Origin of the sequence: Falsiroseomonas oleicola (assembly GCF_019029495.1) — a bacterium.
Lineage (GTDB): Bacteria > Pseudomonadota > Alphaproteobacteria > Acetobacterales > Acetobacteraceae > Falsiroseomonas > Falsiroseomonas oleicola.
In genome coordinates, this window is the sequence record NZ_JAERQM010000005.1 from 176,783 (window position 1) to 203,352 (window position 26,570).

At 70.3% G+C, this 26,570-nt stretch carries 26 protein-coding genes; 11 read left to right on the plus strand and 15 right to left on the minus strand.

Going from position 1 to position 26,570, the window contains the following annotated elements; genetic code table 11:
- Nucleotides 1-95 precede the first annotated feature (95 nt).
- Complete coding sequence (locus JJQ90_RS17490; RefSeq protein ID WP_230410769.1) at nucleotides 96-539, minus strand: Lrp/AsnC family transcriptional regulator; 444 nt, start codon at nucleotides 537-539, stop codon at nucleotides 96-98.
- Nucleotides 540-669: 130 nt separating this feature from the next.
- Here JJQ90_RS17490 and JJQ90_RS17495 point away from each other — a divergent pair, with 130 nt between their 5' ends.
- Nucleotides 670-1,929: a D-amino acid dehydrogenase gene (locus tag JJQ90_RS17495; RefSeq protein WP_216877529.1), complete on the plus strand. Its 1,260-nt coding sequence runs from the start codon at nucleotides 670-672 to the stop codon at nucleotides 1,927-1,929.
- Here JJQ90_RS17495 and JJQ90_RS17500 read toward each other — a convergent pair.
- From JJQ90_RS17500 to iolG, 8 genes are all read right to left on the minus strand, one after another.
- On the minus strand, nucleotides 1,865-2,257 hold the full coding sequence (locus JJQ90_RS17500) for a hypothetical protein (protein ID WP_216877530.1): 393 nt from the start codon (nucleotides 2,255-2,257) through the stop codon (nucleotides 1,865-1,867). The two genes, JJQ90_RS17495 and JJQ90_RS17500, sit on opposite strands and share 65 nt — an antisense overlap.
- A gap of 55 nt (nucleotides 2,258-2,312) precedes the next feature.
- Nucleotides 2,313-2,912, minus strand: coding sequence for a 2-hydroxychromene-2-carboxylate isomerase (locus JJQ90_RS17505; protein ID WP_216877531.1), 600 nt, complete (start codon nucleotides 2,910-2,912; stop codon nucleotides 2,313-2,315).
- Nucleotides 2,913-2,930: 18 nt separating this feature from the next.
- Nucleotides 2,931-3,962 carry an ABC transporter ATP-binding protein gene (locus tag JJQ90_RS17510; RefSeq protein WP_216877532.1) on the minus strand — a complete coding sequence of 344 codons (1,032 nt, stop codon included), beginning with the start codon at nucleotides 3,960-3,962 and terminating at the stop codon, nucleotides 2,931-2,933.
- A 4-nt stretch (nucleotides 3,963-3,966) separates the two neighbouring features.
- Nucleotides 3,967-6,150 carry an ABC transporter permease gene (locus tag JJQ90_RS17515; RefSeq protein ID WP_216877534.1) on the minus strand — a complete coding sequence of 728 codons (2,184 nt, stop codon included), beginning with the start codon at nucleotides 6,148-6,150 and terminating at the stop codon, nucleotides 3,967-3,969.
- A 71-nt stretch (nucleotides 6,151-6,221) separates the two neighbouring features.
- The gene (locus JJQ90_RS17520) at nucleotides 6,222-7,256 is read right to left on the minus strand and encodes an ABC transporter substrate-binding protein (RefSeq protein ID WP_216877535.1); all 1,035 of its coding nucleotides are present in this window, start codon (nucleotides 7,254-7,256) and stop codon (nucleotides 6,222-6,224) included.
- Nucleotides 7,257-7,350: 94 nt separating this feature from the next.
- Complete coding sequence (locus JJQ90_RS17525) at nucleotides 7,351-8,133, minus strand: inositol monophosphatase family protein (RefSeq protein WP_216877537.1); 783 nt, start codon at nucleotides 8,131-8,133, stop codon at nucleotides 7,351-7,353.
- Nucleotides 8,130-8,909: an SDR family oxidoreductase gene (locus JJQ90_RS17530; protein ID WP_216877538.1), complete on the minus strand. Its 780-nt coding sequence runs from the start codon at nucleotides 8,907-8,909 to the stop codon at nucleotides 8,130-8,132. The genes JJQ90_RS17525 and JJQ90_RS17530 overlap by 4 nt, the downstream gene beginning before the upstream one ends.
- The gene (gene iolG, locus JJQ90_RS17535; RefSeq protein WP_216877539.1) at nucleotides 8,906-9,892 is read right to left on the minus strand and encodes an inositol 2-dehydrogenase; all 987 of its coding nucleotides are present in this window, start codon (nucleotides 9,890-9,892) and stop codon (nucleotides 8,906-8,908) included. The genes JJQ90_RS17530 and iolG overlap by 4 nt, the downstream gene beginning before the upstream one ends.
- Before the next feature lie 89 nt (nucleotides 9,893-9,981).
- Here iolG and iolD point away from each other — a divergent pair, with 89 nt between their 5' ends.
- Nucleotides 9,982-11,820 (plus strand): 3D-(3,5/4)-trihydroxycyclohexane-1,2-dione acylhydrolase (decyclizing), encoded by a 1,839-nt coding sequence (iolD, locus tag JJQ90_RS17540; protein WP_216877540.1) that lies wholly within the window; start codon nucleotides 9,982-9,984, stop codon nucleotides 11,818-11,820.
- Between the two features lie 5 nt (nucleotides 11,821-11,825).
- Nucleotides 11,826-12,689, plus strand: a complete 864-nt coding sequence (gene iolE, locus JJQ90_RS17545; RefSeq protein WP_216877542.1) for a myo-inosose-2 dehydratase — start codon at nucleotides 11,826-11,828, stop codon at nucleotides 12,687-12,689.
- Here iolE and JJQ90_RS17550 read toward each other — a convergent pair.
- From JJQ90_RS17550 to JJQ90_RS17575, 6 genes are all read right to left on the minus strand, one after another.
- Nucleotides 12,682-13,536, minus strand: coding sequence for a carbohydrate ABC transporter permease (locus JJQ90_RS17550; protein WP_216877543.1), 855 nt, complete (start codon nucleotides 13,534-13,536; stop codon nucleotides 12,682-12,684). The two genes, iolE and JJQ90_RS17550, sit on opposite strands and share 8 nt — an antisense overlap.
- Nucleotides 13,533-14,408: a carbohydrate ABC transporter permease gene (locus JJQ90_RS17555; RefSeq protein WP_216877544.1), complete on the minus strand. Its 876-nt coding sequence runs from the start codon at nucleotides 14,406-14,408 to the stop codon at nucleotides 13,533-13,535. Before JJQ90_RS17555 ends, JJQ90_RS17550 begins: the two co-directional genes overlap by 4 nt.
- 81 nt (nucleotides 14,409-14,489) lie before the next feature.
- A complete protein-coding gene (locus JJQ90_RS17560; protein ID WP_216877545.1) occupies nucleotides 14,490-15,770 on the minus strand; it encodes an ABC transporter substrate-binding protein in 1,281 nt (426 codons plus the stop codon).
- 17 nt (nucleotides 15,771-15,787) lie between these two features.
- Nucleotides 15,788-17,071, minus strand: a complete 1,284-nt coding sequence (locus JJQ90_RS17565; protein ID WP_216877546.1) for an ABC transporter substrate-binding protein — start codon at nucleotides 17,069-17,071, stop codon at nucleotides 15,788-15,790.
- Between the two features lie 16 nt (nucleotides 17,072-17,087).
- Nucleotides 17,088-18,185, minus strand: coding sequence for an ABC transporter ATP-binding protein (locus JJQ90_RS17570; protein WP_216877547.1), 1,098 nt, complete (start codon nucleotides 18,183-18,185; stop codon nucleotides 17,088-17,090).
- Between the two features lie 70 nt (nucleotides 18,186-18,255).
- The gene (locus JJQ90_RS17575) at nucleotides 18,256-19,110 is read right to left on the minus strand and encodes a LysR family transcriptional regulator (protein ID WP_230410770.1); all 855 of its coding nucleotides are present in this window, start codon (nucleotides 19,108-19,110) and stop codon (nucleotides 18,256-18,258) included.
- Between the two features lie 139 nt (nucleotides 19,111-19,249).
- Here JJQ90_RS17575 and JJQ90_RS17580 point away from each other — a divergent pair, with 139 nt between their 5' ends.
- The 8 genes from JJQ90_RS17580 (at nucleotide 19,250) to tolQ (ending at nucleotide 26,568) form a co-directional block, all read left to right on the plus strand.
- Nucleotides 19,250-20,236, plus strand: coding sequence for a Bug family tripartite tricarboxylate transporter substrate binding protein (locus JJQ90_RS17580; protein ID WP_216877549.1), 987 nt, complete (start codon nucleotides 19,250-19,252; stop codon nucleotides 20,234-20,236).
- A gap of 14 nt (nucleotides 20,237-20,250) precedes the next feature.
- A complete protein-coding gene (locus JJQ90_RS17585; RefSeq protein ID WP_216877550.1) occupies nucleotides 20,251-21,033 on the plus strand; it encodes an enoyl-CoA hydratase/isomerase family protein in 783 nt (260 codons plus the stop codon).
- Entirely contained in the window at nucleotides 21,030-23,066 is a 2,037-nt protein-coding gene (locus tag JJQ90_RS17590) for an acetate--CoA ligase family protein (RefSeq protein ID WP_216877551.1), read from the plus strand. The genes JJQ90_RS17585 and JJQ90_RS17590 overlap by 4 nt, the downstream gene beginning before the upstream one ends.
- A gap of 25 nt (nucleotides 23,067-23,091) precedes the next feature.
- Nucleotides 23,092-23,616, plus strand: coding sequence for a crossover junction endodeoxyribonuclease RuvC (ruvC, locus tag JJQ90_RS17595; protein WP_216877552.1), 525 nt, complete (start codon nucleotides 23,092-23,094; stop codon nucleotides 23,614-23,616).
- Nucleotides 23,613-24,239, plus strand: coding sequence for a Holliday junction branch migration protein RuvA (ruvA, locus tag JJQ90_RS17600; RefSeq protein ID WP_216877553.1), 627 nt, complete (start codon nucleotides 23,613-23,615; stop codon nucleotides 24,237-24,239). The genes ruvC and ruvA overlap by 4 nt, the downstream gene beginning before the upstream one ends.
- Nucleotides 24,236-25,291, plus strand: a complete 1,056-nt coding sequence (ruvB, locus tag JJQ90_RS17605) for a Holliday junction branch migration DNA helicase RuvB (protein ID WP_216877554.1) — start codon at nucleotides 24,236-24,238, stop codon at nucleotides 25,289-25,291. Before ruvA ends, ruvB begins: the two co-directional genes overlap by 4 nt.
- A gap of 7 nt (nucleotides 25,292-25,298) precedes the next feature.
- Nucleotides 25,299-25,733: a YbgC/FadM family acyl-CoA thioesterase gene (locus JJQ90_RS17610; RefSeq protein ID WP_216877555.1), complete on the plus strand. Its 435-nt coding sequence runs from the start codon at nucleotides 25,299-25,301 to the stop codon at nucleotides 25,731-25,733.
- Nucleotides 25,734-25,809: 76 nt separating this feature from the next.
- Nucleotides 25,810-26,568, plus strand: a complete 759-nt coding sequence (tolQ, locus tag JJQ90_RS17615; protein WP_216877556.1) for a protein TolQ — start codon at nucleotides 25,810-25,812, stop codon at nucleotides 26,566-26,568.
- The last annotated feature ends 2 nt before the right edge of the window (nucleotides 26,569-26,570 follow it).

A 26,570-nucleotide genomic window follows, 5' to 3' on the forward strand; every position in this document is an offset into this window, starting at 1 on the left:
TGTTGCCGAGGATTTGGGCCTGCCTGCGCCATTGCGCCACCGCCCGGCGGCCATGGCGACCATTCACGTCGCTGATGGCGCCGCGATGGAACCTGTCATCCGCCGCCGCGAATCACCGTGCGGATGGCGAAGCTGGACTGGATGCGCGCGACGCCGGGCATGCGGGACAGGGCCTCCTTGTGGATGCGCTCATAATCCGCGGCATCCCGTGCCTCGACTCGCAGCAGGTAGTCGGCGATGCCGGTCATCAGGTGGCATTCCCGCACCTCCGGGCAGCGGCGCACCGCATCCTCGAAGCGGCGCAGATGGTCGTCGGTCTGGCGGTCCAGCGTGATCTGCACGATCACCGTGACAAGCCCGGCGGGGGAGGGATCGTCGACCAGCACGGTATAGCCCCGGATGATGCCCCGCGATTCCAGCAGCCGCAGCCGGCGGAGGCAGGCGGAGGCGGAAAGCCCCACTGTCGCGGCCAGCGCGGCATTCGGCATGCGGCCGTCCTGGCGCAAGGCGCGGATGATCCCGCGGTCGATCTCATCCATGCGCAATATCCTGCGAATTCTCCGCAGAATATTGCGCATCTCGGCTTCTGGCGAGGGATACTGCGACGGTCCGGCATGAAATTCGCTGGAGTCCGCGCCTATCCTGGCGTCGATCCGAAGGGGTGATGAGATGCGCGTGGTCGTGCTCGGCAGTGGCGTGGTGGGCGTCGCCAGCGCCTGGTACCTGGCCCAGGCCGGGCACGAGGTGACGGTGCTGGACCGCCAGCCGGCCCCGGGCATGGAGACCAGCTTCGCCAATGCCGGCCAGGTCTCCCCCGGCTATTCCGCCCCCTGGGCCGGCCCCGGCATTCCGGTGAAGGCGCTGAAGTGGCTGATGATGCATCACCGGCCGCTGGTGGTCTGGCCGCTGATGGATACGCGGCTTTATGGCTGGATGGCCCGGCTGCTCGCGAATTGCACCGAGGATGCCTACAACCGCAACAAGTCGCGCATGGTGCGGCTGGCGGAGTATTCGCGCGACGTGCTGCGCGACCTGCGCGCCAGCACCGGCATCGAGTACGACCAGCGCATGCAGGGCACCCTGCAGCTTTTCCGCACGCAGAAGCAGTTGGACGGCGTCGGCCAGGACACCACGGTGCTCGACCAGTTCCGGGTGCCCTATGAGGTGCTGGACGCCGCCGGCTGCGCGGCGGCCGAGCCCGCGCTGCGCTTCGTGGAAGGCAAGTATGTGGGCGGGCTGCGCCTGCCGGGGGACGAGACCGGCGACGCCTTCCTGTTCACCCAGCGCCTGGCCGTGCTGGCCCAGCAAGCGGGCGTGGTGTTCCGCCAGGGCGTCACCATTCAGGGCATCGAGACCGAGGCCGGCCGCGTCACCGGCATCGCCACCGACCAGGGCCGCGTGACCGCCGACCATTATGTCGTGGCGCTGGGCAGTTTCGCGCCAAAACTGCTGCGGCCGCTCGGCGTGCATGTGCCGGTCTATCCCGTGAAGGGCTATTCGCTGACCCTGCCGGTTTCGGACCCGGAGGGCGCGCCGGTCTCCACCGTGATGGACGAGACCTTCAAGATCGCGGTGACGCGCCTCGGCGACCGTATCCGCGTCGGCGGCACGGCGGAGATCGCGGGCTTCTCCGCCACGCTGCGCGGGCCACGCCGCCGCACATTGGAACATACGGTCACGGACCTGTTCCCGCGCGGCGGCGACGTGGCCCAGGCCAGCTTCTGGACCGGGCTGCGGCCGATGACGCCGGATGGCACGCCGGTGGTCGGGCCGACGCGCTACCCCAACCTGTCCCTGAACACCGGCCATGGCACGCTGGGCTGGACCATGGCCTGCGGATCGGGCCGGCTGCTGGCCGACCTCATCAGCGGGCGAGCACCGGAGATCGATTCGGGTGACCTGGCACTGTCGCGCTACCAGACGGCGTAAGGTCGCCGCCGGCGGTTGTGCCATGGTGGTGGCGTAGCCGCAGGATCTGCACCTCGCGCGGCAGTTCCACCAGGAATTCCTTGTCGCGCGGCAGATGGTGGATATCGGCGGGGTCGCCGCCGGTGAAGCGGGCCATGGCTTCGAAGCTGTCCCAGTAGGAGATCGTGACGAACTCCGTCTCTGCCCCGCGATCCTCGCGCAGGGTCTGCACGCCGAGCGCCACGCCGATCAGCGGGCGCACGCCGACTTCATAATTATAGGCCTCGTATTCGTCGGCGCGGGCACGGCGCGTGCGTCCGCGCCTGATGCGGGCGATGGTCGGCGTCATGGGCGGTGTTCCTCCGCCCTGATAACGCGGAAGGCCGCCCTGCGATCCCGCCGCTTCAGGCGATGCGCGACAGATGGCGCTCGACGAAATCCAGCCGGTCCTGGCCCCAGAAAAGTTCGTCGCCGATGGCATAGCTGGGGGCGCCAAACACGCCGCGGGCCAGCGCCGCCTCGCTGTCGGCCTGGCGCATGGCGGCCCAGCGCGGCTCCTCGGCCAGGGTCATGAGCGGTTCGGCCTCCACCCCCGTCTCGCCGATCAGTCGGGCGAGGGTTTCGCGGTCCCCGGGGTTCAGCCCATCGGCCCAGAGCGCGCGCAGCAGCCGGTGCGCCAGGGCCACGGCGGGGGCATCGCCCTGCGTCTCCCGCAGCGCGATAACGCAGGCGGCCGCGAAGGTTTCGTCATAGGGCGTGGGGGTCAGCAGCAGCGGCAGGCCCAGATGGTCGCGCCAGCGCCGCAGCTCCTGCATCCGATAGGCCTGGCGCTGCGGGCTGCGCTTCGGCAAAGGCAGGCCGCCGGAGGCCGGGAAGATCGTCTCCCGGTAGTCACAGGCATAGGGGCGGAGCGTCGCCCCACGCGTGGCGGCCAGCGCCTCGATCCGCGCTGCGCCCAGATAGGCCCAGGGGCTGCCGAGGGACAGGTAGTAGTCGATCCGCATATCGTGGTCTTCCTTCGCTCAGCGCAGTGGAATCGCCCGCGCGATGTGGCAGGACACCGCATCGCCCGTCGCGAAGGCGGGGCTGGCGGCGGGTGTCACCACGAACAGCATGCCCGCCGACGTCTCCACCTCATACTCCCTTGTCTGGCCGAGGAAGGCGGCGCGATGGATGCGGCCGGGCAGGCCGGGCGCGCCCTCGGGCTGCGGCAGGATGGATTCGGGCCGCACGGCGATCTGCGCCGGGCCGGGCGGATGCGCTCGGATCGCCACATCCAGCGCGACGCCGCCGAGCGCGATGCGGTCGGGGCCCAGCACCTCCCCGGCCACCACATTCGCCTCCCCCATGAAGTCGGCGATGAAGGCATCCGCGGGGTCTTCATACAGCGCGGTCGGCGTGCCCATCTGCGCGATCTTGCCGGCGCGCATGACGCAGACCAGGTCGGAGACGGCCAGCGCCTCCTGCTGGTCATGCGTCACATAGACCACCGAAAGGCCCAGCTTGCGCTGCAGGTCGCGGATATCCTCCCGCACCCTTCGACGCAGACGGGCATCGAGGTTGGACAGCGGCTCGTCGAACAGCAGCACCTGCGGCCGCAGCACCAAGGCACGGGCCACCGCCACGCGTTGCTGCTGGCCACCCGAGAGCTCCGAGGGCAGGCGCTGGCCCAGGCCGTCCAGGCCGAGGGTCTTCAGCATGGCATTCGCCTCCGCCTCGGCGGAGGGCTTGCGGGCGCCGTTCACCAGCAGGCCGTAGGAGACGTTCTCCAGCACGTTCATATGCGGGAACAGCGCATAGGACTGGAACACCATGGCGATCCGGCGCTCGGCGGCGGACAGGCCGGTGACGTCGCGGCCCTCGATCTCGATCCGCCCGCCGGTCGGCAGTTCCAGCCCCGCGACCAGCCGCAGCGTGGTGGTCTTGCCGCAGCCGGAGGGGCCCAGCAGCGTCACCAGGGCGCCGCGTGGCAGGTCGAGCGACACCTCGTCCACGGCGCGCACCGGGCCGAAGGCCTTGGTCACCCGGTCGAAGCGGATGGCGATATCGGTCATGCGGTCAGGCTCCGGCGCGGATGGGTGGGGCGCTGCCGCGGCCGAGGCGGGCGCGGCCGACCAGCTTTTCGATGCCCAGCACCACCGCGAGCATGATGACGATCAGCACGGTGGAATAGGCGATGGCCAGCGCCATTTCGCCTGCCTCCACCCGGCCGACGATATAGACGGTGGCGAGGTTGTGCCGTGCCGAGACCAGGAAGATCACGGCGGAGACGGCGGTCATCGCCGTGACGAAGGAATAGGCCAGCGCGGTGACGATGGCCGGCCGCAGCAGCGGCAGCACCACCCGGCGCAGGGTGGTGAAGGCGCCGGCGCCCATGGTGGCGCTGGCCTCGTCCAGCGAGCGATCGATCTGGGCGAGGGCCGCGATGCCGCCGCGCACACCCACCGGCAGGTTCCGGAAGACGAAGCAGATCACCAGGATCAGCGCCGTGCCGGTCAGTTCCACCGGCGGCACGTTGAAGGCCATGATGTAGGACACGCCGACCACCGTGCCGGGGATGGCGAAGGACAGCATGGTCATGAATTCCAGCCCGCGCCGCCCCGGAAAATTCTGGCGCGCGATCAGCCAGGCGAGAAGGATGCCGAGGCCGGCGGTCAGCGGCGCGGAGACGGCGGCGACCTGGATGGTGGTGAACAGGCTGTCCCAGGCGCTGCCGAGGAAGGCCGGCGCGCCATCGAACCAGTCGATCTCGAATCCGGTGCCGAGATGCCGCCAGGTGAAGGACATGTCGCCACGGCCGATGTCATGCACGAAGCCGCCGACCAGGATGATGCCATAGACCAGCGCGGTGAAGATCATCCACGGCCAGACCACGGCGGCGCAGGTGAATTTCAGCCCCCTGGGCAGCGCCGCGGGCAGGCCGGAATCGCCCTTGCCGGTGACGGTGGTGTAGCGCCGCTTGCCCAGCCACCAGGCCTGCAAGGCGAAGGCGCCGAAGGTGAGCGCCAGCAGCAGCAAGGCCAGCGCCGCCGCCCGGCCCGGATCGTGCCGCGCGCCGGCGATGGCGAAGAAGATGCGGGTGGAAAGCACGTCGAAATCGCCGCCGAGCACCAGCGGATTGCCGAAATCCGCCAGGCTCTCGACGAAGCCCAGCAGGAAGGCGGCGGCCAAAGCCGGCTTCAGCAGCGGCCAGGTGACGTTGCGGAAGACGCGCATGCGCCGCGCGCCCATGGTCGCGGCCGCTTCCTCCAGGCTCGGCGAGATGGCGCGCAAGGCGCCATCCAGCAGCAGGAAGGCGATCGGGGCCTGGGCCAGGATCTGCGCCAGCAGCACGCCCGGCAGGCCGTAGATCCAGCGGCTGCGGGGGATGTCGAACCAGTCCCACATGAAGCCCGTGACGATGCCGGTGCGCCCGAACAGCACGATCAGGGCGAGCGAGACGACGAAGGGCGGCGTGATCAGCGGCAGGATGGTCATGGCGCGGAAGGCGCCGGCGCCGAAGCGGCTCTGCTGCACCCCGCCGCGCACCGCCAGCAGCGCGAAGCCGAGGCCCAGCAGGGTGGAAATCACGCCGGTCAGCGTCGCCAGCAGCAGGGTGTTCCAGACCACGCCGCAGCCGGCATGGGTGGAGAGGCAGGCGAGGCTCCAGGCCTCCGGCGCCACCAGCCTTGCGCCGAAGGCGGCCGGCGCCAGCCGCCCATCCTCATACAGCGCGGCCGAGAGCATGTTCACCAGCGGCAGGAAGACGAACAGTACCAGCAGGAAGCCGCAGCCGCAGACCAGGAAGGCGACGAAGGCATCCGCGCCGAAGCGGCCGCGCGCCGCCTGGCCGGCCGCGAACAGCCCGATTCCGCCGGCCAGCACCAGCAGCGCGCCCCAGCCGAGGGAGGGCTGCGGCGGCGGGGCGCCCAGCAGTGGCGCCAGCCAGGACCAGTTGAGCCCGTTCAGCCCGATGGCATAGCCGGCCCCGAATACCGCCAGCACCAGCCCGGCGCCGATCCAGGCCAGCCCGCCGCCGGCACGCCCACGCAGCAAAGCAGGCGCGGCCAGCGCCAGAAGCAGCGCCACCGGCCAGAGCCACCAGCGCGAGCCATCCAGCAGCAGCGCGACGAGCGGCGCGGCGCTGTCCCGTGGCCAGGAGGCAAGCTCGGAAAAACCGTCCTGCAGGCCATGCCAGGGGGCGAGGAACAGCCCGAGCGTCGCGCAGATCAGCGCGGCGCGGGCCAGGGTCAGGGCGCCCATGTCAGAGCCTGTCCGGGGTGGTCATGTACGGATCGGGCCGGGACAGCGTCCCGGCCCCGTCCCGAAAGGAATCAGCGGGCGCCGGCGCGGACTTCGCGTTCCCAGGGGCTGATGACGCGCGTGCGCTCGGCCGCCGAACCCCACCTCGCAAAGTCGTAGTCGATCAGGCGGATGTTCTCGAAGCGCGGCGCCTGGGGCGGGATGGGCGCGTTGCGATTGGAGGGAAGCTGGTAGGAATTGGCCTGGCCGGCGATGGCCTGGGCCTCCGGCGTCAGCGCCCAGTCGTAGAAGCGGCGGGCGTTTTCCATGTTCCGCGCCCCGCGGATGATGGACATGGACCCGATCTCATACCCCGTGCCCTCGCAGGGGGCGACGATCTCCACCGGCGCGCCGGCGATCTTCTGGGTCACCGCGTCATGCAGGAAGGTGATGCCGACCAGCGTCTCCCCGGTCGCGGCGGCGCGGGCGGGGGCGGCGCCGGAACGGGTGTACTGGTTCACGTTGCGATGCATGGCGCTGAGGAAGGTGAAGGCCGGCTCCTCGCCCATCACCTGAAGCAGCGTCGCCAGCATGGTATAGGCGGTGCCGCTGGTGTTGGGGTCGGCCACCTGGATCTCGCCGCGGAATTCCGGCTTCGCCAGATCCGCCCAGCAGGTCGGTGCGGCGATGCGGCGGCGGGCGAGTTCCGTGGTGTTGTAGGAATAGCCCAGCGCGCCGGCATAGATGCCGATGGTGCGGAAGCGCGCCTGTTCCGCCTGGCGCGTCGCCCAGGGGTGCAGGTCGGCCATGCGCGGGGAACGGTATTCCTCGGTCAGGTTCTCCTCCGCCGCCTGCATATGCGGGTCGCCGGTGCCGCCCCACCAGATATCGCCGCGGGGGTTCGCCGCCTCGGCGCGGATCTGCGTCATGGTCTCGCCGGAGGATTTGCGGGTCATGGCGACGCGCACGCCGGTGGCACGTTCGAAGGCCTGCATCATCGGCCGGCACCACTCCTCCTGCACCGAGCAATAGACGGTCAGGTTGCCCTGGGCGGCGGCGGCGCCGGGCAGCAGGGCGGTCAGGCCGAGCGCGAATCCGGTGGCGAGAAGGCGACGATGGGTGGTCATGGGACGCGAAACCTCCGAGGGGGTGGCCGGCCTTATGCAGCCGGTCCGGATTCTTGAATGTGACGCTTCAGTTAAGGCTGTCACATCGCCGGGCTCAAGCCTTCTCCTGCATCAAGGCGGCAAGCTGCCCGCCAAGCGCCGGCGCGCCGATGCCGATGGGATTGCCGGAGGCGATCCAGTCGCCGCTGTCGAAGCTGTTGATCCAGCAGCCGGCCTCCCGCGCGATGGCGACCGCGGCGCAGGCATCCCAGGAATTGATGTGCTGCTCGATATAGGCGTCGAGCCGGCCCACCGCCGTCTCCACCAGCCCCAGCGTGCCGGAGCCGCCGACGCGCAGCCCGGCGCCCTGGGCCATGGCGCCCTGCGACAGTTCGTGGAATTTCGCCAGCGGCTTCCGCATGGACCAGCCTACCTCGATGATGGCGCGGCGCATGTCGGTGGTGGTGGCGGGGCGGATCGGCTGGCCGTTCAGCGTGGCGCCGCAGCCCTCCGCGCCGACGAAGACCTCGGCCGGGGCGTAGCGGGCGATGGCGCCGAGCACGGCGCGGCCGCCTTGGGCCATGCCGATGGAGACGCACCAGCGGTCGCTGCCGCGGGAGAAGTTGGAGGTGCCGTCGATCGGGTCGAGAATCCAGACCGGCCCATCCCCCGTCACCGCGCCGCCCTGTTCCTCCCCGATGATCGCATCATCCGGGAAGTGCTTGGCCAGTTTGGCGCGGATGAAGGTCTCGGTCGCGCCATCGGCCTCCGTCAGGAAATCCTGCGCGCCCTTGAAGGTGGTCTCGGCCATGCCGTTGGCGCGCATCTGGAAGGCGAGCGCGGCGGCTTCCTCCGCGATGGCGGCGGCGACGGCCATGCGGTGCTTGAGATCGGTCACTCGTAGGCTCCCATGACATTCTGGTCGAAGTCGATCAGCGCCCCGGTCATCATCTCCGCCGCGTCGGACAGCAGGTAGGTGGCGAGGCCCGCGACATCCGCCGGGCGGATCAGCCGGCCGAAGGGCTGTGTGGGCTCGACTGCCTCCCGCCAGTCGGGCGGGTTGCCGTCCCTGGCCTGGATGGCGTGTTCGCCCGGCGTATCGGCCCAGCCGAGATTGATGCCGTTCACCCGGATGCGGTGCGGCCGCAGCCCATGCGCGGTGTTTTTTGTCAGCGTCGCCAGGGCGCCTTTCGACGAGGCGTAGCCGGTGAGGAAGGGCTGGCCGCCATGGCTCGACATGGTGATGACGTTGACGATGGCGCCGGGCCGCTTTTCCGCCACCAGGCGCCGGGCAAAAGCCTGGGTCAGCAGGAAGGGGGCGCGGGCATTCACGGCGAAGAGCCGGTCCCACAGCGCCGCATCGGTGTCCAGAATGGTGCCGCGATCGGTCAGTCCGGCGGCGTTCACCAGCCCGTCGATCAGCCCCAGCGCCGATTCGGCCTGCGCCAGAATTCCCGCAGTGGCCGCCGCGTCCGCCAGATCGGCGGCGACGAAATGCGCGGCAACCCCCAGCCCGCGCAGCCGCGCCACCACCTGCGCACCGCGGTCGGCGTTGCGGCCGGTGATGCAGATGGCGGCGGTGCCTGCCTCGGCGGCTGCCAGCGCCACGCCCTCGCCGATGCCCTGGGTGCCGCCCGTCACCAGGATGCGGCGGCCGGACAGCCGAATATTCACAGCCGAACCACGCGGCCCTCGGCCATGGAGCGCAAGGCGGCATCGGCCAGAACCAGCGCCTGGCGCCCATCCGCGGCGCCGACGGGCATCGACGTGCCCTTGGTCACCGCCTCGATGAAGGCGAGCATCTCCGCCCGATAGGCCAGCGCATAGCGTTCCAGGAAGAAGTGCAGCGGCTTTTCGGTGGAGACCGCCTGGGCATCGGCCTGTTCCACCGTGCTGCCGACGCGATTGCCCGCGATCAGCCGGCCGAGGCTGCCGTGCACTTCCACCCGCTGGTCATAGCCATAGGCCGCGCGGCGGCTGTTGTTGATGGTGGCCATGCGGCCGGAGGCGGTCTTCAGCACCACCATGGCCGAGTCGATATCGCCGGCCGCGCCGATCTCCGGATCCACCAGGTTGGAGCCGGTGGCGAAGACTTCGGTGGGCTCCTCCCCCAGCATCCAGCGCGCCATGTCGAAGTCGTGGATCGTCATGTCCCGGAACAGCCCGCCCGAGACCTTGATATAGGACACCGGCGGCGGGCCGGGGTCGCGGCTGGTGATGACCACCTGTTCCACCGCGCCGATCGCGCCGGCCTGGATGCGGCGATGCAACTCGGAAAAATCCGGGTCGAAGCGGCGGTTGAAGCCGACCAGCATGGGCACGCCGGCCGCTGCCACCGCTTCCAGGCAGGCATCCACCCGGGCGAGGGACAGGTCGATGGGCTTCTCGCAGAAGATCGCCTTACCGGCGCGGGCGGCGGCGATGATGAGGTCCGCATGGGTGTCGGTGGAGCTGGCGATGATGACCGCGCCCACCTCCGGATCAATCAGCGCCGCCTCGGTGCTGCTGGCCCTGGCGCCGTGGCGCGCGGCCAGGGCCTCGGCGGCGGTGGTGTTCACATCCACCACATGGCGCAGCCGGACGAGGCCGCTGGTGGCGAGGCTATGGGCATGGATGGCGCCGATGCGCCCGGCGCCGAATTGTGCGAAATGCAGCATGGTGTTTCCCGCCGGCCCGCTTGTGGGGCCTGTCATCAAAACGTAACTCTGCCCCGGCTCGCCGCCAATGACGCCCAGGACCTGAATCCATGGCCACCATACGCCTGACCGCCGCCGAGGCCACCTGGCGCTTCCTGGCCGCCCAGATGACCGAGCTGGAAGGCCGCACGGTGCCGATCTTCGGCGGGGTCTGGGCCATCTTCGGGCACGGCAACGTGGCGGGACTCGGCCCGGCGCTGCAGGACATGGGCAAGTCGCTGCCCGCTTTTCGGGCGCATAACGAGCAGGCCATGGCGCATGCCGCCATCGCCTACGCGAAAACCCATGCGCGGCGGCGGATGATGGCCTGCACCACCTCCATCGGGCCGGGCGCGACCAATATGGTCACCGCCGCGGCGCTGGCGCATGTGAACCGCCTGCCGGTCCTGCTGCTGCCGGGCGACATCTTTGCCAGTCGTCAGCCGGACCCGGTGCTGCAGCAGGTGGAGTGTTTCGGGGATGGCACCGTCTCGGCCAATGACTGCTTCCGGCCGGTCTCGCGCTATTTCGACCGGATCATGCGGCCGGATCAGCTTCTGGCGGCCCTGCCAGCGGCGCTGAGGGTGCTGACCGACCCGGCGGAATGCGGCCCGGCCACCATCGCCTTCCCGCAGGATGTGCAGACCGAGGCCTTCGACTGGCCCACGGCGTTCTTCCGCAAGCGCCTGCACCGCCCCCGCGCGCCGGAACCGGACCGCCAGGAACTGGCCGAGGCGGTGGCGCTGCTGCGCGAGGCGAAGCGCCCGCTGATCCTGGCCGGTGGCGGCGTGAAATATGCCGGTGCCAGCCAGGCCCTGGCCGATTTCGCCCAGCGCCATGGCGTGCCGGTGGCGGAAACCCAGGCGGGCAAGGGCAGCCTTTCCTGGGACCACCCGCGCAATGCCGGCGGCATCGGCGTCACCGGCAGCACCGCCGCGAACGGCCTGGCGGAGAAGGCGGATGTCATTCTGGCCATCGGAACCCGGTTGCAGGATTTTTCCACCGGCTCCCGCGCGCTGTTCGGACAGGCCAGGCTGATCGGGCTGAACGTCGCGGGTTTCGATGCCACGAAGCACGGCGCGCAGCCGCTGATCGCCGATGCCGGCAGGGGCCTCGCCGCCATCGCCGCCGCGCTGGGGAAGTGGGAGGCGCCGCGCCCCTGGCAGGAACGCGCGGTGACGGCGACCGGTCGCTGGCACCGCGCGGTGGAGAAAGCCACCGCCCCGCCGAAGCCGCGCGAGGCCGGCCTGCCCTCAGACGCGCAGGTGCTCGGCGCGGTGCAACGGGCCATGCCGGCGGATGGCATCGTGGTCTGCGCCGCCGGCGGCCTGCCGGGGGAGTTGCACAAGCTGTGGCGCGCCACCGATGCGGCCTCCTACCACCTGGAATACGGCTTCTCCTGCATGGGCTATGAGATCGCCGGCGGGCTGGGCGCGAAACTGGCGGCGCCGAAGCGGGAGGTGGTGGTGCTGGTCGGTGACGGCAGCTACCTGATGATGAACAGCGAGATCGCGACCAGCGTCGCCATGGGCGCCAAGCTGACCATCGTGGTGCTCGACAATCGCGGTTTTGGCTGCATCAGCCGGCTGCAAAAGGGCACGGGCGGCGCGCCCTTCCTCAACCTGCTGCCGGATACCGCGCCGCGCGTCGATTTCGCGGCACATGCGCGGGCGCTGGGCGCGCAGGCGATGAAGGTCGCGAATGTCGCGGAACTGGAGGCCGCCCTGTCCAAGGCGCTGGCCGGCAAGCGCACCAACGTGGTGGTGATCGATACGGACCCGGCCACCAGCACGGCCGAGGGCGGCGCCTGGTGGGAGGTGCCGGTTTCGGCGGCCCCGCGCGGCGCGGCGCAGGAAGCGGCCCGGAAAGACTACGAAACCGCCCTGCGCAAGCGGGGCAGCGGAGCGTGACACGGATGAAAGTGCGGCTCGGGATCAACCCGCTGACCTGGACGAATGACGACATGCCGGAGCTCGGCGCGGAAACCCCGCTCGAGACCTGCCTTGCGGAGGCCAAGCTGGCCGGCTTTGCGGGTGTGGAACTCGGCAACAAGTTTCCGCGCGTCGCGGGGCAGCTGAAGCCGATCCTGGAGGCGCATGGGCTGGCGCTGGTCTCGGGCTGGTATGGCTCCAACCTGCTGGAACGCGACGTGGAGGCCGAGATGGCGGCCGCGGAGCCGCATATCGCGCTGTTGGCGGCGCTGGGCTGCACCGCCATGGTGCATTGCGAGGTGACGGGCAGCGTGCATGGCGAAAAGCAGACCCCGCTGCATCACCGCCCGGTGCTGACGGATGCGCAATGGGATGTGCTGCTGCCGCGGCTGGATGAGATGGCGCGGCGGCTACAGGCGCGCGGTATCGCCATGGCCTATCACCACCACATGGGCACGGTGATCGAGGCGGAGTCCGAGGTGGACCGGCTGATGGCAGGCACGCGGGATGTCGGCCTGCTGCTGGACACCGGCCATCTGACTTTCGCCGGCGGCGACCCGGTCCGCGCTGCGGCGCGCCACGCGGCGCGGGTGGTGCATGTGCATTGCAAGGATATTCGTGCGGGTGTGATGCAGGACGTGCTGCGGCGGAACCTGTCCTTCCTCGATTCCGTGCTGGAAGGCGTCTTCACCGTGCCCGGCGATGGCTGCGTCGACTACCCCGCCGTCTTCGCGAACCTGCCCGACTACGAAGGCTGGCTGGTGGTGGAGGCGGAGCAGGATCCGGCGAAGGCCCACCCGCTGACCTATGCGCGGATGGGCCACGATTACCTGGCCGGGATCACTTGATTCCCGCGCGCATGAAGGACTGCACGAACTGACGCTGGAACAGCAGGAAGCCCAGCAGTAGCGGCGCGGAGGTCATCAGCGTCGCCGCGCTGATGATCCCCCAGTCGATGCCCTGGTCGGTGGAGGCAAAGACCGAAAGCCCCACCGTCAGCGGCCGCGTCTCGACGCTATTGGTGATGACCAGCGGCCAAAGAAAATTGTTCCAGTGGTAGGACACGCTGGTCAGCCCGTAGGCGAGGTAGGTCGGCTTCGCCAGCGGCACATAGACGCGCAGCAGGATGCCCAGCGTGCCGCACCCTTCCACGCGCGCCGCCTCCTCCAATTCGCGCGGCACCTGCTTGAAGGTCTGCCGCAACAGGAAAATGCCGAAGGCGCTGGCCATGTAGGGCAGGCCGATGGACAAAATCGTGTCCACCAGGCCGAGCGCCCGCATCGTGCGGTAGTTCTCCACCAGCAGGATGTCCGGCATGATCATCAGCTGCACGAGCACCAGCCCGAACAACACGCCGCTGCCCCAGAAGGCCGCGCGGGCAAAGGCGAAGGCGGCCAGCGTGCAGAGCACGAACTGCGCGACCAGCACCATCGTCACGAGGACGAAGGTGTTCAGGAAATACCGGCCGAAGGGCGCCGCATCCCAGGCCGCGGCGAAGTTCGCGAAGGTCAGCGGCGCGAAGAGCTCGAAGCGCGTTGCGTAGCCCGTCGGGTGGATCGCCGCCCAGAGGGCGTAGAGCAGCGGCGCCACCCAGACCAATGCCAGCAGCCAGGCCGCCGCCGTTTCCAGCAGCGTGCCGAGGCGGGGCAGGCCAAGGGGAGGGGTAGCGGCCTGGGGCAGGGTGGTCGCGCTCATCGGTAGTGCACTCGCTTCGCCGCGAAGATGAATTGCAGCGCCGCGGTCAGCGCCAGGATCAGCAGCAGCACCACGGTCAGCGCCGCGGCCGTCGCCGTGTCCCAGAAGCGGAAGCCGAGGTCGTAGATCATGGTCAGCAGCAGCGCCGTCGCATTGTCCGGCCCGCCGCGCGTCATGACGATGATGTGGTCCACCAGCCGGAAGCCGTTGATGACGGCATTCACCGCGATGAAGAGCGTGGTGGGCCCCAGCAGCGGCAGCGTCACGCGGAAGAAGACGCGGGCGCGGGAGGCGCCCTCGATGGAAGCCGCCTCATACAGGTTGGGCGGAATCGCCTGAAGGGCCGCGAGGTAGAAGATCATGAAGAAGCCGGCTTCCTTCCAGACGGCGATCACGATCATCGCGCCCAGCGCGGTCTCCCGCTGCCCGATCCAGTTGGTGGGGCCCCAGCCGAACAGCGCGCGAGTGACCTGGTCCAGCAGCCCGTAGTCGGGCGTGTAGAAGAACAGCCAGAGGTTCGCCACCGCGATCATCGGCAGCACGGTCGGCGTGAAATAGGCGATGCGCAGCGCGGTGCGGCCGCGCAGCTTGCCGTTCACCCACATCGCCATCGCCAGCGACAGCCCGATCGAGAGCGGGATGGTGGCGCCGGCATAGATCAGGTTGTTCCACAGCGCCTGCCAGAAGACCGGGTCCTCGGCCAGCGCCAGATAATTCTCGGCACCGATGAAGCGGGCCGGGCGGTTGGCGCGCGGCGTGGAGAAGAAGGAATGCCACAGCGTGGCGACGGCCGGGTAGTGCGTGAAGCCGATCAGCAGCACCAGCGCGGGCGTCAGCATCAGCCAGGCGTGGAGCGTGGTGCGGGATGGCATCAGGCGGCGGTTTCCTGCGAGGCCCCCCACCCAACCCTCCCCCCCAAGTGGGGGAGAGGGCCTAGCGGGTGGGCTGGGTGGTCAGGTGCGGCGGAAGGGGCGCAGGGCGCGGTCGGCTTCGGCCTGGGTGTCGGCCATGGCGCGCTCCGCGGTCTTGCTGCCGGAGAGCAGTGCCTGGAGGTTGTCGTTCAGCGCCTTGTAGATGCGCTGGCTCTCATAGGTGGAGAGCTCGCCGGTCGCGACCGGGATCTGTTCCTTGGCCACCAGCGCCGCCGGGAATTCCGCGGTGTAGCGGCGCAGGCTCTCGGTCTCCCAGGCATCCGGGCGGGTCGCCAGGTAGCCGGTCTTCATGCACCAGTCGGCCGCCAGTTCCGGCTGCGCCATGTAGCGGGCGAAGCGCAGCGCCGCCGCCTGCTCAGCCGGCGTCGCGTTCTTGAACACATAAAAATTGCCGCCGCCCACCACGGTGCGCGGGCCTTCCTTGCCCGGCAGGCCGGCCACGCCGAAGTTGAAGCGGGCGTTGGTCCGCATGTTGGTCAGGTTGCCGGTGGTGGACCAGATCATCGCCGTCGTCTGGTTCAGGAAGTCCGGCGCCAGCACGCCCCAATCCGTCGTGCCCTGCGGCGTGATGCGGCTGTCGAAGGCCAGGCCGCGCCAGAAATTCGCGGCCTCGATCGCGCGCGGGTCGTTGAAGTAGGTCTCGGTGCCCGCATCGTTCATCAGCTTGTGGCCGACCTGGTTGGCCATGGCGCCGAAGGTCCACTGCCCGTTGCCGGCGCTGTTGGACATCTTCACGCCCCACTTGCCGTCCTGCGTCAGCTTGCGGCCGGCCTCGATCAGCTGCGCCCAGCTGCGCGGCGGCGCCTCGGGGTCCAGTCCGGCGGCGCGGAACATGTCCTTGTTGTAGTAGTAGACGGCGGTGGAGCGCTGGAACGGCACGGACCAGGTTTTGCCGCCCGCCTTGCTGTTCGCCATGAAGGCCGGGAAGAAGCCGTCGGTCCAGGCGTTGAGGTTGCCGGCGCCCTCGATGTCCTCGAAGGGGGCCAGGATGTCCATGTCGCGCAGGTTGTGCAGCTCGGCCGCCAGCAGCACGGAGAAATGCGGGCCCGCGCCGCCGCGGATGGCGGTGACGGCCTTGGTCAGCGTCTCGCCATAGGAGCCGGCATAGACCGGCGTCACCTTGATGCCGGTCTCGCGCTGGAACGCCTCGCAATAGCCGTCGATGATGCGCGGAATCGGGCCGCCGACGGCGATCGGGTAGTAGAAGGTCAGCTCGCGCACGGCCTGGGCGCGCACCAGCGCCGGCGTCGCCAGCAGGCTGGCGCCCGCCAGGAAGGCGGCGCGACGTGTGATCTGCGTCATGGGGAGGAGATCCTTTCTCAGCGGTAGCTGCGAAGAATGCGTTCGGCTTCCGCCTGGGCATCGGCCATGGCGGGGGCGGCCTGCTTGCGGCCGGTGAGCGCGGCCTGGAGGTTGTCGTTCAGCGCCTTGGTCACGCGCTGGTTCTCCTGCGTCGAAAGCTCGGCCACGGCGAATTCCAGCTGGTCGCGGGCGACGGCGGCGGGCGGGAAGCCGGCGACATGGGCGCGCATCACCGGCGTCTCGAAGGCGGCGGGCGTCACCGCCACGTAGCCGGTGTCGATGCCCCATTGCGCGGCGCGTTCCGGCGTCGTCAGAAACTTCGCGAACTTCACCGCGCCCTCGCGCTGCGCGGGGCTCGCCGACTTGAACAGATACAGGTTGCCGCCGCCGGTCGGGCTGCCACGACGCTTGCCGGCGGGCAGCATGCCGACGCCGAAGGGGAAGGGGGCGTTGGTACGGACATTCGTCAGGTTGCCTGTCGTCGTCCACATCATCGCCACCTTGCGCTCGAAGAAGTCGCGCGGCGTCGTGCCCCATTCGACGATGCCCGCGGGATGCACGCGGTGCTTCATCGACAGGTCCATCCAGTATTGCAGCGCCTCCGCCACCTTCGGGTCGTTGTAGAAAGTGCGGTTGCCCTCGGGGTTCATCAGGCGGACGTCGTTCTGCGTCGTCAGGCACTGGAACAGCCAATAGGGGAAGCCGGAGGAGGGAATCTGCATGCCCCACTGCGTGGTGGCATCACCCTGGCGCCTGGTCAGCTTCTGGGCGAATTCGATCTGCTGCGCCCAGTCGCTGGGCGGCACTTCGGGGTTCAGCCCGGCATCCCGGAAAGCGTCCTTGTTCCAGTACATCACGACGGTGGAGCGCTGGAAGGGAATGCCCCAGGTCTTGCCGGCGGTCTGGCTGTTTTCCATGAAGCCCGGATAGAAGCCGTCGAGCCAGGCCTTCTCCACGCCCGGAAGCCCTTCCCAGGGCAGCACCGCGTCTTCGCCGATGAGGGTAAAGATGTCGGCGGCGAGCAGGCAGGCCATGTGCGGCGCATCACCGCCGCGCATCGCCGTCAGCGTTTTTGTCAATGTGTCCTGGTAGCTGCCCGCATAGATCGGCTTCACCCGAAAGCCGGCGTTCTCGCGGGCGAAATCCTCGCAATAGCCGTCGATGATGCGGGTGATCGGGCCACCCACGGCGATCGGGTAGTTGAACACGATCTCGACGGGCGACTGCGCGCGCAAAGCGGGCGCGGCGAGCAGCGGGGCGGCGGCCAGGCTGCCAAGGGCCAGGCGGCGGGTGATGGTCATGCAGGAGACTCCTGTTTCAGGCAAAGGCGGTTTCGCGCACCGGTTCCGGCAGGCGCCGGCCGCTGGTGGCGTCGAACAGATGCAGCGCCGGTGGCAGGCGCAGGCGCAGGGTGGTGCCGGCGGGCAAGGCGTGGTGGCCGGGGATGCGCGCCTGCATCACCTCCGCACCGTCGCCCACCGCGCAGGCCAGCACCGTCTCCGCGCCCAGGAATTCCGCGGCCATCACGCGCACCGGCAGGCCGGCGCCGTCGGTCGGCGTCACCTCCTCCGGCCGGATGCCGAGCGTGGCGCCGGCGGCATTGGCGGGCGCCACCGCGAAGCCGGGCGCGCCCGCCACCTCCGCGCCCTGGGCGCCCTGCGTCAGGCGCAGAAGCGACATGGGCGGGGTGCCAATGAAGCTGGCGGCGAAGGTGGTGGCGGGGCGGGCATAGAACTCGGCCGGCGTCGCATCCTGCTCGATGCGGCCATCGCGCATCAGCACGACCTGGTCGGCCATGCTCATCGCCTCGGCCTGGTCGTGGGTCACATAGACCATGGTGATGCCGAGCCGCTGCTGCAGCGCGCGGATCTCCCGCCGCATCTCGGTCCGCAGCTTGGCGTCGAGGTTGGAGAGAGGCTCGTCCATCAGGCAGATCGGCGCTTCCGCCACCACGGCGCGCGCCAGCGCCACGCGCTGCTGCTGCCCGCCCGAAAGCTGCGAGGGCCGGCGGTCCAGCAGCCCGGCGAGCCCCATCATCCCCGCCGTTCGCGTCAGACGCGCTGCCCGTTCCGCCTTCGCGACACCGCGCGCGCGCAGGCCAAAAACGATGTTCTCCGCGACCGACAGATGCGGGAACAGCGCGTAGGACTGGAACACCATGGCGATGCCGCGCGCGGCCGGCGGCAGGGCGGTGGCGTCGCGGCCATTGATCCAGACTTCGCCCTGCGTCGGCGCCTCCAGCCCCGCCAGCACGCGCAGCAGGGTCGACTTGCCGCAGCCCGAAGGCCCGAGCAGCACGACGAAACGGCCAGGCGCCGCCACCAGGCTCACCTCATCCAGGGCCCGCATCGTGTCGAAGGTCTTGGCGAGGCTGCGCAGGCGGATTTCGCCGCGGGAGGCGGTGGCTGTGGACATGGGCGGCGTTTAGCCGCGCCCCGCGACGTGCCGATGACGGTGGCGTTGCGTTTGCGTGACACGGGACGGCTCAGCGCCCCGCGCGCGCCTCCTCCAGCAGCCAGTCGCGGAAGGCCTCGCCGCCACCGCGTGGCGGGCCGGGGGGCAGCAGCAGCCAGTAATGGTCGCCGGTCGCGGCGGAGACCGGGGAAAGGCGCCGCAGCCGGCGGCGGCGCACCTCCTCCTCCACGAAGTCCGGCGTGCAGATCACCACGCCCAGCCCCTCCAGCGCCGCCTGGATCGCCAGCGAGGTGCTCTCGAACAGCAAGGGCGGCGCGGCGGGCGGGGCGAGGCCGGCGGCGGCGCACCAGCTTCCCCAGTCGCGCGGCCGCACCCGGCTGCCGAGCCAGGTCAGGCGGTCCAGCCCCTGGCGCGCGGCGGCGGGGGCGGCGAAGGGGGCCACATGCACCGCCTGCAACCGCACCGCGCCGCGCACGGGCGGCGTGCCGGCGGGTGCGGTGCGGATCGCGGCGTCCAGCCCCTCCCGCGCGAAGTCCACGGCGGGGCTGGTGGAGGTCACCACCTCCACCTCCAGCCCCTCATGCCGGGCGCGGAAGCGGGGCAGGCGGGGGATCAGCCAGCGCATCGCCCAGGTGGTATAGGCGCGGATGCGCAGCGGCGCGGCGGCGGTGCCGCGCAATTCCAGCGTGGCGGCGGCGATGCCGGCGAAGGCCTGCTGCAGCGCGGCGGCATAGCGCAGGCCGTCCTCCGTCAGGCGCAGCGCATTGGCGCCGCGATGCACCAGCGTCACGCCCAGCGCCGCCTCCAATTCCCGGATGCGCCGGCTGATGGCGGGCTGGGTCAGGTTCAGCCGGGCGCCGGCGGCGGTCAGGCTGCCGGTCTCCGCCACCAGGGCGAAGGTGCGCAGCGCGGCGAGGGGGGGCATGGGGTCCGGCATTGACCTAGCATAAACTCAGCTTGGGGTAGGGCAAGGATTCCAGGCTGGCATCACCGGCGTGCCCGGGCCAGATACAATTCCAGCGCGGACCCGTCTGAAGGCCCGCCAACCCTTGGAGGACATATCCATGCTCAACCGGAGAGACGCCCTGCTCGGGCTCGCCGCTTTGGCCGCCCCCGCCATCCTGCCGCGCGGCGCCGCCGCCCAGGCCTTCCCGAACCGCCCGGTCCGCATGGTGATCCCCTTCACCGCCGGTGGCAGCAACGACGTGGTCGGGCGCCTGCTGGCCGATGTGATGGCGCAGCGCCTGGGCCAGCCGGTTGTCGTGGAGAATCGCGGCGGTGCCGGCGGCCTTCTGGGCAATGACGCGGTGGCGAAGGCGGAGCCCGATGGCCACACCATCCTGCTGGCCGGCTCCGGCAGCTTCGTCATCTCGTCGCTCGTGCAGGCGCGGCTGCCCTATGATCCGGTGAAGGATTTCGCCGCGGTCGCCTATCTCGGCGCCTCGCCCAACGTCATCACCGTGCATCCCAGCGTGCGGGCCACGAATCTCCGCGAGCTGCAGGCGCTGGCGAAGGCGCGGGGGGAGCCGCTGCGCTTCGGCACGCCGGGCGTCGGCACCAATGGCCATGCGCTGGGCGCGATGATCGGCGTGGTGCTGGGGATCGAGATGGAGCCGATCCACTATCGCGGCACCGGCCCGGCCCTGAACGACCTGATCGCCGGGCGGCTCGACCTGCTGACCAATGCCTCCGCACCGCTTCAGCCGCATATCGAGGCGGATAAGATCCGCGCCATCGCCATTGCCGGCCAGTCGCGCAGCGTCGCCTTGCCCAATCTCTCCACCAGCGTGGAGCAGGGCTTTCCCGAGCTGGACAGCTCCACCTGGTATGGCTTCCTGGCCCCGGGCGCGACGCCGCCGGACCGCATCGCCGTGCTGCATGCCGCCGCCGTCGCCGCCATCAACCAGGAGGATGTGAAGCGCCGCCTGATCGCCTCCGGCGTCGATGAGATCGCGCCGAGCCCCGAGCCCGCGCATTTCACCCGCCTTCTCGCCTCGGATCGTGAGCGCTGGTCGCGCGTGGTCGAGCGCGCCAACCTCCGCGTCCAGTAAGGGTTTTCGTCAATATGTCCGACGCCATCCTCCTCAGCACCGACAGCGGCATCGCCACGCTGACGCTGAATCGGCCGAAGGTGCGCAACGCCATTGATGACGCCATGCGCGGCGAGATGATCGAGGCGCTGGAAGCGGTGGCGGCGGACCCCGCGATCAAGGCGCTGGTCGTCACGGGCGCCGGCACGGCCTTCTGTGCCGGCGGCGATGTGCGCGGCATGAAGAACCGGCTGGAAGCGCCGCCCGAGGATGTCGCCATCAATGGCTGGCGACGCCAGGCGCGCACCCACCGCGCGGTGACGCTGCTGCACCACATGCCGAAGCCGGTCATCGCCGCGGTGAACGGCCCGGCCGCCGGCCTCGGCGCCGATGTGGCGCTGGCCTGCGATTTTCTGCTCTGCGGGGAGTCCGCCAGCTTCACCATGAGCTTTCTGGCCCGTGGGCTGATCCCGGATGGCGGCGGCATGTACTTCCTGCCCCGCCGCGTCGGGCTGGCCCGGGCCAAGGAGCTCGTCTTCACCGCGCGCCGCGTCGATGCGGCGGAGGCGCTGAGCATCGGCCTGGCCGATCGCGTGGTGCCGGATGCCGACCTTGCCACGGCGGCGCAGGAATGGGCGGCGCAGATGGGCACCCATTCCATCGCGGCCCTGGCGCTGGCCAAGGCGACCCTGGACCGCAGCCTGGAGAGCACGTTCGAAAACGTGCTGGCCATCGGCAGCCAGTCCCAGGCCATCTGCTACACCACGGCCGAACACCGCGCCTCCGTCGCCGCCTTCCTTGAGAAGTCGAAGAAGTGAGCGCGCTTCAGGCGCTGCTGCGGCCACGCAGCGTGGCGGTGGTCGGCGCTTCCGCCGACGCCACCAAGACCGGCGGTCGGCCCGTGGGCTACCTGCTGCGGCACGGCTTTGCGGGCGATGTCTGGCCGGTCAATCCGCGCGCCACCGAGATCGCCGGGCTGCCCTGCTACAAGGATGTCGCCAGCCTGCCTGGCGCGCCGGATGTGGGCATCGTGCTGGTAGGGCCGGAACGGGCCGAACAGGCGGTGCGGGACCTGGCCGCGAAGGGCTGCCAGGCCGCCATCGTGCTGGCCGGCGGCTATGGCGAGACGGGCGAGCAAGGCGCGGAGAAGCAATCCGCCCTGAAGCGCGCCGCCGGGTCCATGCGCCTGCTGGGGCCGAACACCATCGGCGTGGTGAACCTTTCCGACCACATCGTGCTCAGTGCCTCCGGCGCGTTGGAATTCGAGAACCTGCCGCCCGGTGGGCTTTCGGTGGTCTCGCAATCCGGCGGCATCCTAGGGGCGCTGCTGTCGCGCGGCGCCGCGGCGGGCATCGGCTTCGCCAAGCTGATCGCCACCGGCAACGAGGGCGATATCGAGGTCGCCGAGGCGCTGGACGCGCTGGTCGACGACCCCGCGACCACCGCCATCGCGCTGTATCTCGAAGGGCTGCGCAACCCCGCGCGCTTCCGCGCCGCAGCCCTGCGTGCCGCGGCGGCCGGCAAGCCCGTCGTCGCCTTCAAGGTCGGCCGCTCCGAGGCCGGGGCGCTGGCCGCCATCTCCCACACCGGCGCCATGGCCGGGGCGGACCGGATGTATGATGCCTTCTTCGCCGGCCTCGGCGTGATCCGGGCGGAGCGGTTTTCCGACCTGCTCGAAGTCCCGGCCGCGCTGGCCCAGGGCCGCCGCGCCGCTGGGTTCCGGGTCGCCGTCCTGACCTCGACCGGCGGTGCCGGCGCGCTGGTGGCCGATGCCGTGGGCCTCGCCGGTGGCAGCCTGCCGGCGCCGGATGCCGGCGTGCGCGAAAAGCTCGCCGCGCTGCTGGGCGAGGCGCCGGTCGGCAATCCGGTGGACGTCACCCTCGCCGGCGTGCGGCCCGACCTGTTCCGCGGTGCCATCCGCACGCTGCTGGACAGCGACGGTTATGACTCGCTGGTGGTCGTCGTCGGCAGTTCCGCCCTGGCGCAGCCGGAACTCGTGGCCGATGCCATGCTGGAAGCACGGGGTGACTCGCCAAAGCCGGTCATCGCCTATGTCAGCCCGCATGCGCCCGCGATCGCCGCCGGGCTGAATGCGCGCGGCGTGCCCGCCAGCACGACGCCGGAGGGTATCGCCGCCATTCTGGCCGCGCTCGCCCGCCCGCTTCCCGCGCTGTTCACGCCCTCTGCGGCCGAGACACCGCCCAGCATGCCCCGCGGCAAGCTGAACGAGGCGGAGAGCAAGGCCCTGTTCGCCTATTTCGGCATCGCCGCGACGCGGGAGGTTTCGGCGGCGACGCCGGAAGCCGCCCAGGCCGCAGCCGCCGGCCTGGGCGAGCGGCTGGTGGTGAAGCTGCTGGCGCGCGACCTGGCCCACAAGTCCGACATCGGCGGCGTGGTGCTGAACGTCACGCCCGACCGCGTGGCAGAGGTCGGCGCGGCCCTTCTGCAAAAGCTGCCCGAGGCCGAGGGCCTGCTGGTGCAGGAACAGATCCGCGGCGGCATCGAGATGATTCTGGGGCTCGTCCGCGATCCGCATCTGGGCAGCGCCGTGCTGCTCGGCGCCGGCGGCACGGCGGCGGAAGTGTTCGGCGATACCCAACTCCGGATGCTGCCGCTGTCCCGATCCGACGCGGAGGCGATGGTGCGCGGCTTGAAGATCGCCCGCGTGCTCGCCGGCTTCCGGGGCGCGCCGGCGGCCGACGTGCCGGCGCTGGTGGACGCCGTACTCGCCTTTTCCCGCATGGGGGAATCGCTGGGCGAGCGGCTGCTGGAGGCGGAGATCAACCCGCTTTTCGTCCTGCCGGAAGGGCAGGGGGTGCGGGCGGCGGATGGGCTGGCGGTGCTGGGGTAGGGCCGGCCTTCTGCTATGAAGGGGCATGGCACCCCGCCCGATTCGCATCCTCGGCCTCGACCCCGGCCTCCAGCACACCGGCTGGGGGCTGGTGGAGCATGACGGCTACCGGCTGCGGTTCTGCGCGGAGGGTGTCATCTCCACCCATGCCAAGGATGACCTGCATCATCGCCTGCTGACGCTGCACAACGGCCTGGCGGAGGTCATCGCCGCGCAATCGCCGGATGAGGCGGCCGTCGAGCACACCTATGTCGCCCGCAACCCCGAATCGGCGCTGAAACTCGGCCAGGCGCGCGGCGTGGTGCTGCTGGCGCCGGCCCTGGCCGGGCTGGTGGTGCGGGAATATGGCGCGATGGAGGTGAAGCGCGCCGTGGTCGGCAATGGCCATGCGGCGAAGGAACAGGTCCAGGCCATGGTCCGGCACCTGCTGCCCGGGGTCACCTTCAAGCGCGCGGATGCCGCGGATGCGCTGGCGATCGCCATCTGCCACGCGCATCACCGTTCCACCCGGAACGCCTTTTCGGCGGCGGTGGCGAGGGCGGCGTCGTGATCGGCTCCCTGCGCGGCCTGGTCGACTCCGTCGAGGACGGCGCCTGCGTGTTCGACGTCAACGGCGTCGGCTACCTGGTGCATTGCTCCCGTAAGACGCTGGACCGCCTCACGGCGAAGGAAGGCGTCCAGAAGCTGCTGGTGGAAACCCGCGTCAGCCAGGACGCCATCACCCTGTTCGGCTTCTTCGACGCGACGGAGCGTGATGCCTTCCTCGCCTTGATCGAGGTGAAGACGGTCGGGCCGCAGAAGGCGCTGCTGGTGCTGTCGGGCCTCACCCCCGGGGACCTCGCCCGGGCCATCGCCGCCAAGGAACGCAAGCGGCTGGCCGATGTGAAGGGGCTCGGCGCCGCCACCGCCACCCGCATCGTGGACGAGCCGGCGATGCAGAAATGGGCGGTCGGCCGCGCCATGCCCGATGCGGATGGCGTCGGCGCAGGGGAGGCGGTGTTGGCCCCCGAACCCGCTGGCCCGCAGGCGGATGCCGTCTCGGCCCTGGTCAACCTCGGCTGGAAGCGCCCGGAAGCCGCGGCCGCCGTCGCCCGTGGCGCCCGCCGCCTGGGCGATGACGCCCAGCTCGCCGCGCTGATCACCGAGGCGCTGAAGGAGATGGCGCCCCGATGAGTGACGAGGACCGCCTGACGGCCGGCGCGCGGCAGGAGGAGGACGGCGCCGAGGGCAGCCTTCGTCCCCAGACCCTGTCGGACTTCATCGGCCAGAAGCCGCTGCGCGAGAACCTGCACGTCTTCATCGGCGCGGCGCGGCAGCGCGCGGAGGCGATGGACCATGTGCTGCTGTTCGGCCCGCCGGGCCTCGGCAAGACCACGCTCGCACAAATCGTGTCCCGCGAACTGGGCGTCGGCTTCCGGGCGACCTCCGGCCCGATCCTGCAAAGGGCGGGGGACCTGGCGGCGATCCTGACCAACCTCCAGCCGCGCGACGTGCTGTTCGTGGACGAGATCCACCGCCTTCAGCCGGCCATCGAGGAAACGCTCTATCCGGCGATGGAGGATTACTGCCTCGACCTCATCATCGGGGAGGGGCCGGCGGCGCGCACCGTGCGTATCGACCTGCCGCCCTTCACCCTGGTGGGGGCCACCACCCGCGCCGGGTTGTTGACCCAGCCGCTGCGCGACCGCTTCGGGATTCCGCTGCGGCTGCAATTCTATGAGGTGGAGGAACTGTTGCTGATCGTCCGGCGGGGCGCCGAGAAGCTGGGTTTCGCCCTGACCGAGGATGGCGCGCTGGAAATCGCCAAACGCTCCCGCGGCACGCCGCGCGTCGCCGGCCGGCTGCTGCGCCGCATCCGGGATTTCGCCCTGGTCTCCGGCCGCGCCGCCGACCGCCCCATGGTGGATGGCGCGCTGCTGCGGCTGGAGGTGGATGCGCTGGGCCTCGACGCCCAGGACCGCCGCTACCTCCGCCGCATCGCGGAACACCATAATGGCGGGCCGGTGGGGGTGGAGACGCTGGCCGCGGCGCTCGCCGAAAGCCGGGATACGCTGGAGGAGGTGGTGGAGCCCTTCCTCATCCAGGAAGGCCTGGTGCTGCGCACCCCGCGCGGCCGGATGCTGGGGGAACCCGGCTGGCGGCATCTGGGGCTGATGCCGCCATCCTCGGTCGCGGCGCAGCTCGACCTGCTGGGCGGGTCCCTGGCCTCCGACCCGCCGGATTGATCGCGCCATGGTCAAGAATGCGACAGAACATCGCCACGAGATGCGCGTCTATTTCGACGACACCGATGCGGGGGGCATCGCCTATCACGCCAACTACCTGAAATGGGCCGAACGGGCGCGGACCGAATCCTTGCGTGACATGCACTTGCCCCATGCAGTTATGATGGAGCGTTACAATGCGATGCTCGTGGTGCGGCGCATTGAAGTGGAGTATGTGGCGCCCGCCCGGCTTGATGAGGCGTTGCGCGTCACGACTCGGGTGAGGGATTTCGGGGCCGCCACGCTCGACCTGGACCAGGCGGTGCTGCGGGCGGTGGATGAGGCGGTGCTGGCCAGGCTCCAGGTGGGTCTGGTCTGTGTCCGCGCGGATGGAATGCGGCCAACCCGCCTGCCCGCCCCTTGGCGGGAGGCGTTTGCGGGATTGATGGCCGCCTCGGACTGAGGCAGCCGGGCAGCGCCCGGCGGATGGATGAGGCCGAGCCGGGCTTGGCCCGGCGTATGGATGAGGAGTGACGGCTTTGGGCAATGTGACCGCGCAGGCCCTGGCACCGGTGGCCCACGACCTGTCGCTTTGGGCGCTGTTCCTCCAGGCGGACTGGGTGGTGAAGGCCGTCATGCTTTCGCTGCTGCTGGCCTCCGTCTGGGTCTGGGCGATCGTCTTCGAGAAGATGACCTCGCTGCGCCGGGTGAACCGCGCCGCGAACGCCTTCGAGGATCGTTTCTGGTCGGGCGGCAGCCTGGAGGAGCTGTTCAACCAGGAAGGCGAGCAGCCCACCAACCCCATGGCCGCCGTCTTCGGCGCGGCGATGCGCGAATGGCGCCGGTCCACCGGCCGCGGCATGACCAGCGACCTCGCGGTCACCGGCATGAAGGAACGGGTGGAGCGCGCCATGTCGGTCGCCATCCAGCGGGAGATGGACCGGCTGGAACGCTGGATGGTCTTCCTGGCCACCGTCGGCTCCGCCGCGCCCTTCATCGGCCTGTTCGGCACCGTCTGGGGCATCATGAACAGCTTCTCGGCCATCGCCGGCATGCAGTCGACCAGCCTGGCCGTGGTGGCGCCGGGCATCGCGGAGGCGCTGTTCGCCACGGCGATCGGCCTGGTCGCAGCGATTCCCGCCACCATCGCCTACAACAAGCTGGCCACCGACCTCGGCCGCTTCGGCGGGCGGCTGGAGGCCTTCTCCGCCGAATTCGGCGCCATCCTGTCCCGCCAGTCGGAGGCTGCGGCGGAACCCGCCCGCCCCGCCCCGGCGCGCCAGCCCGTGGAGGGCTGAAC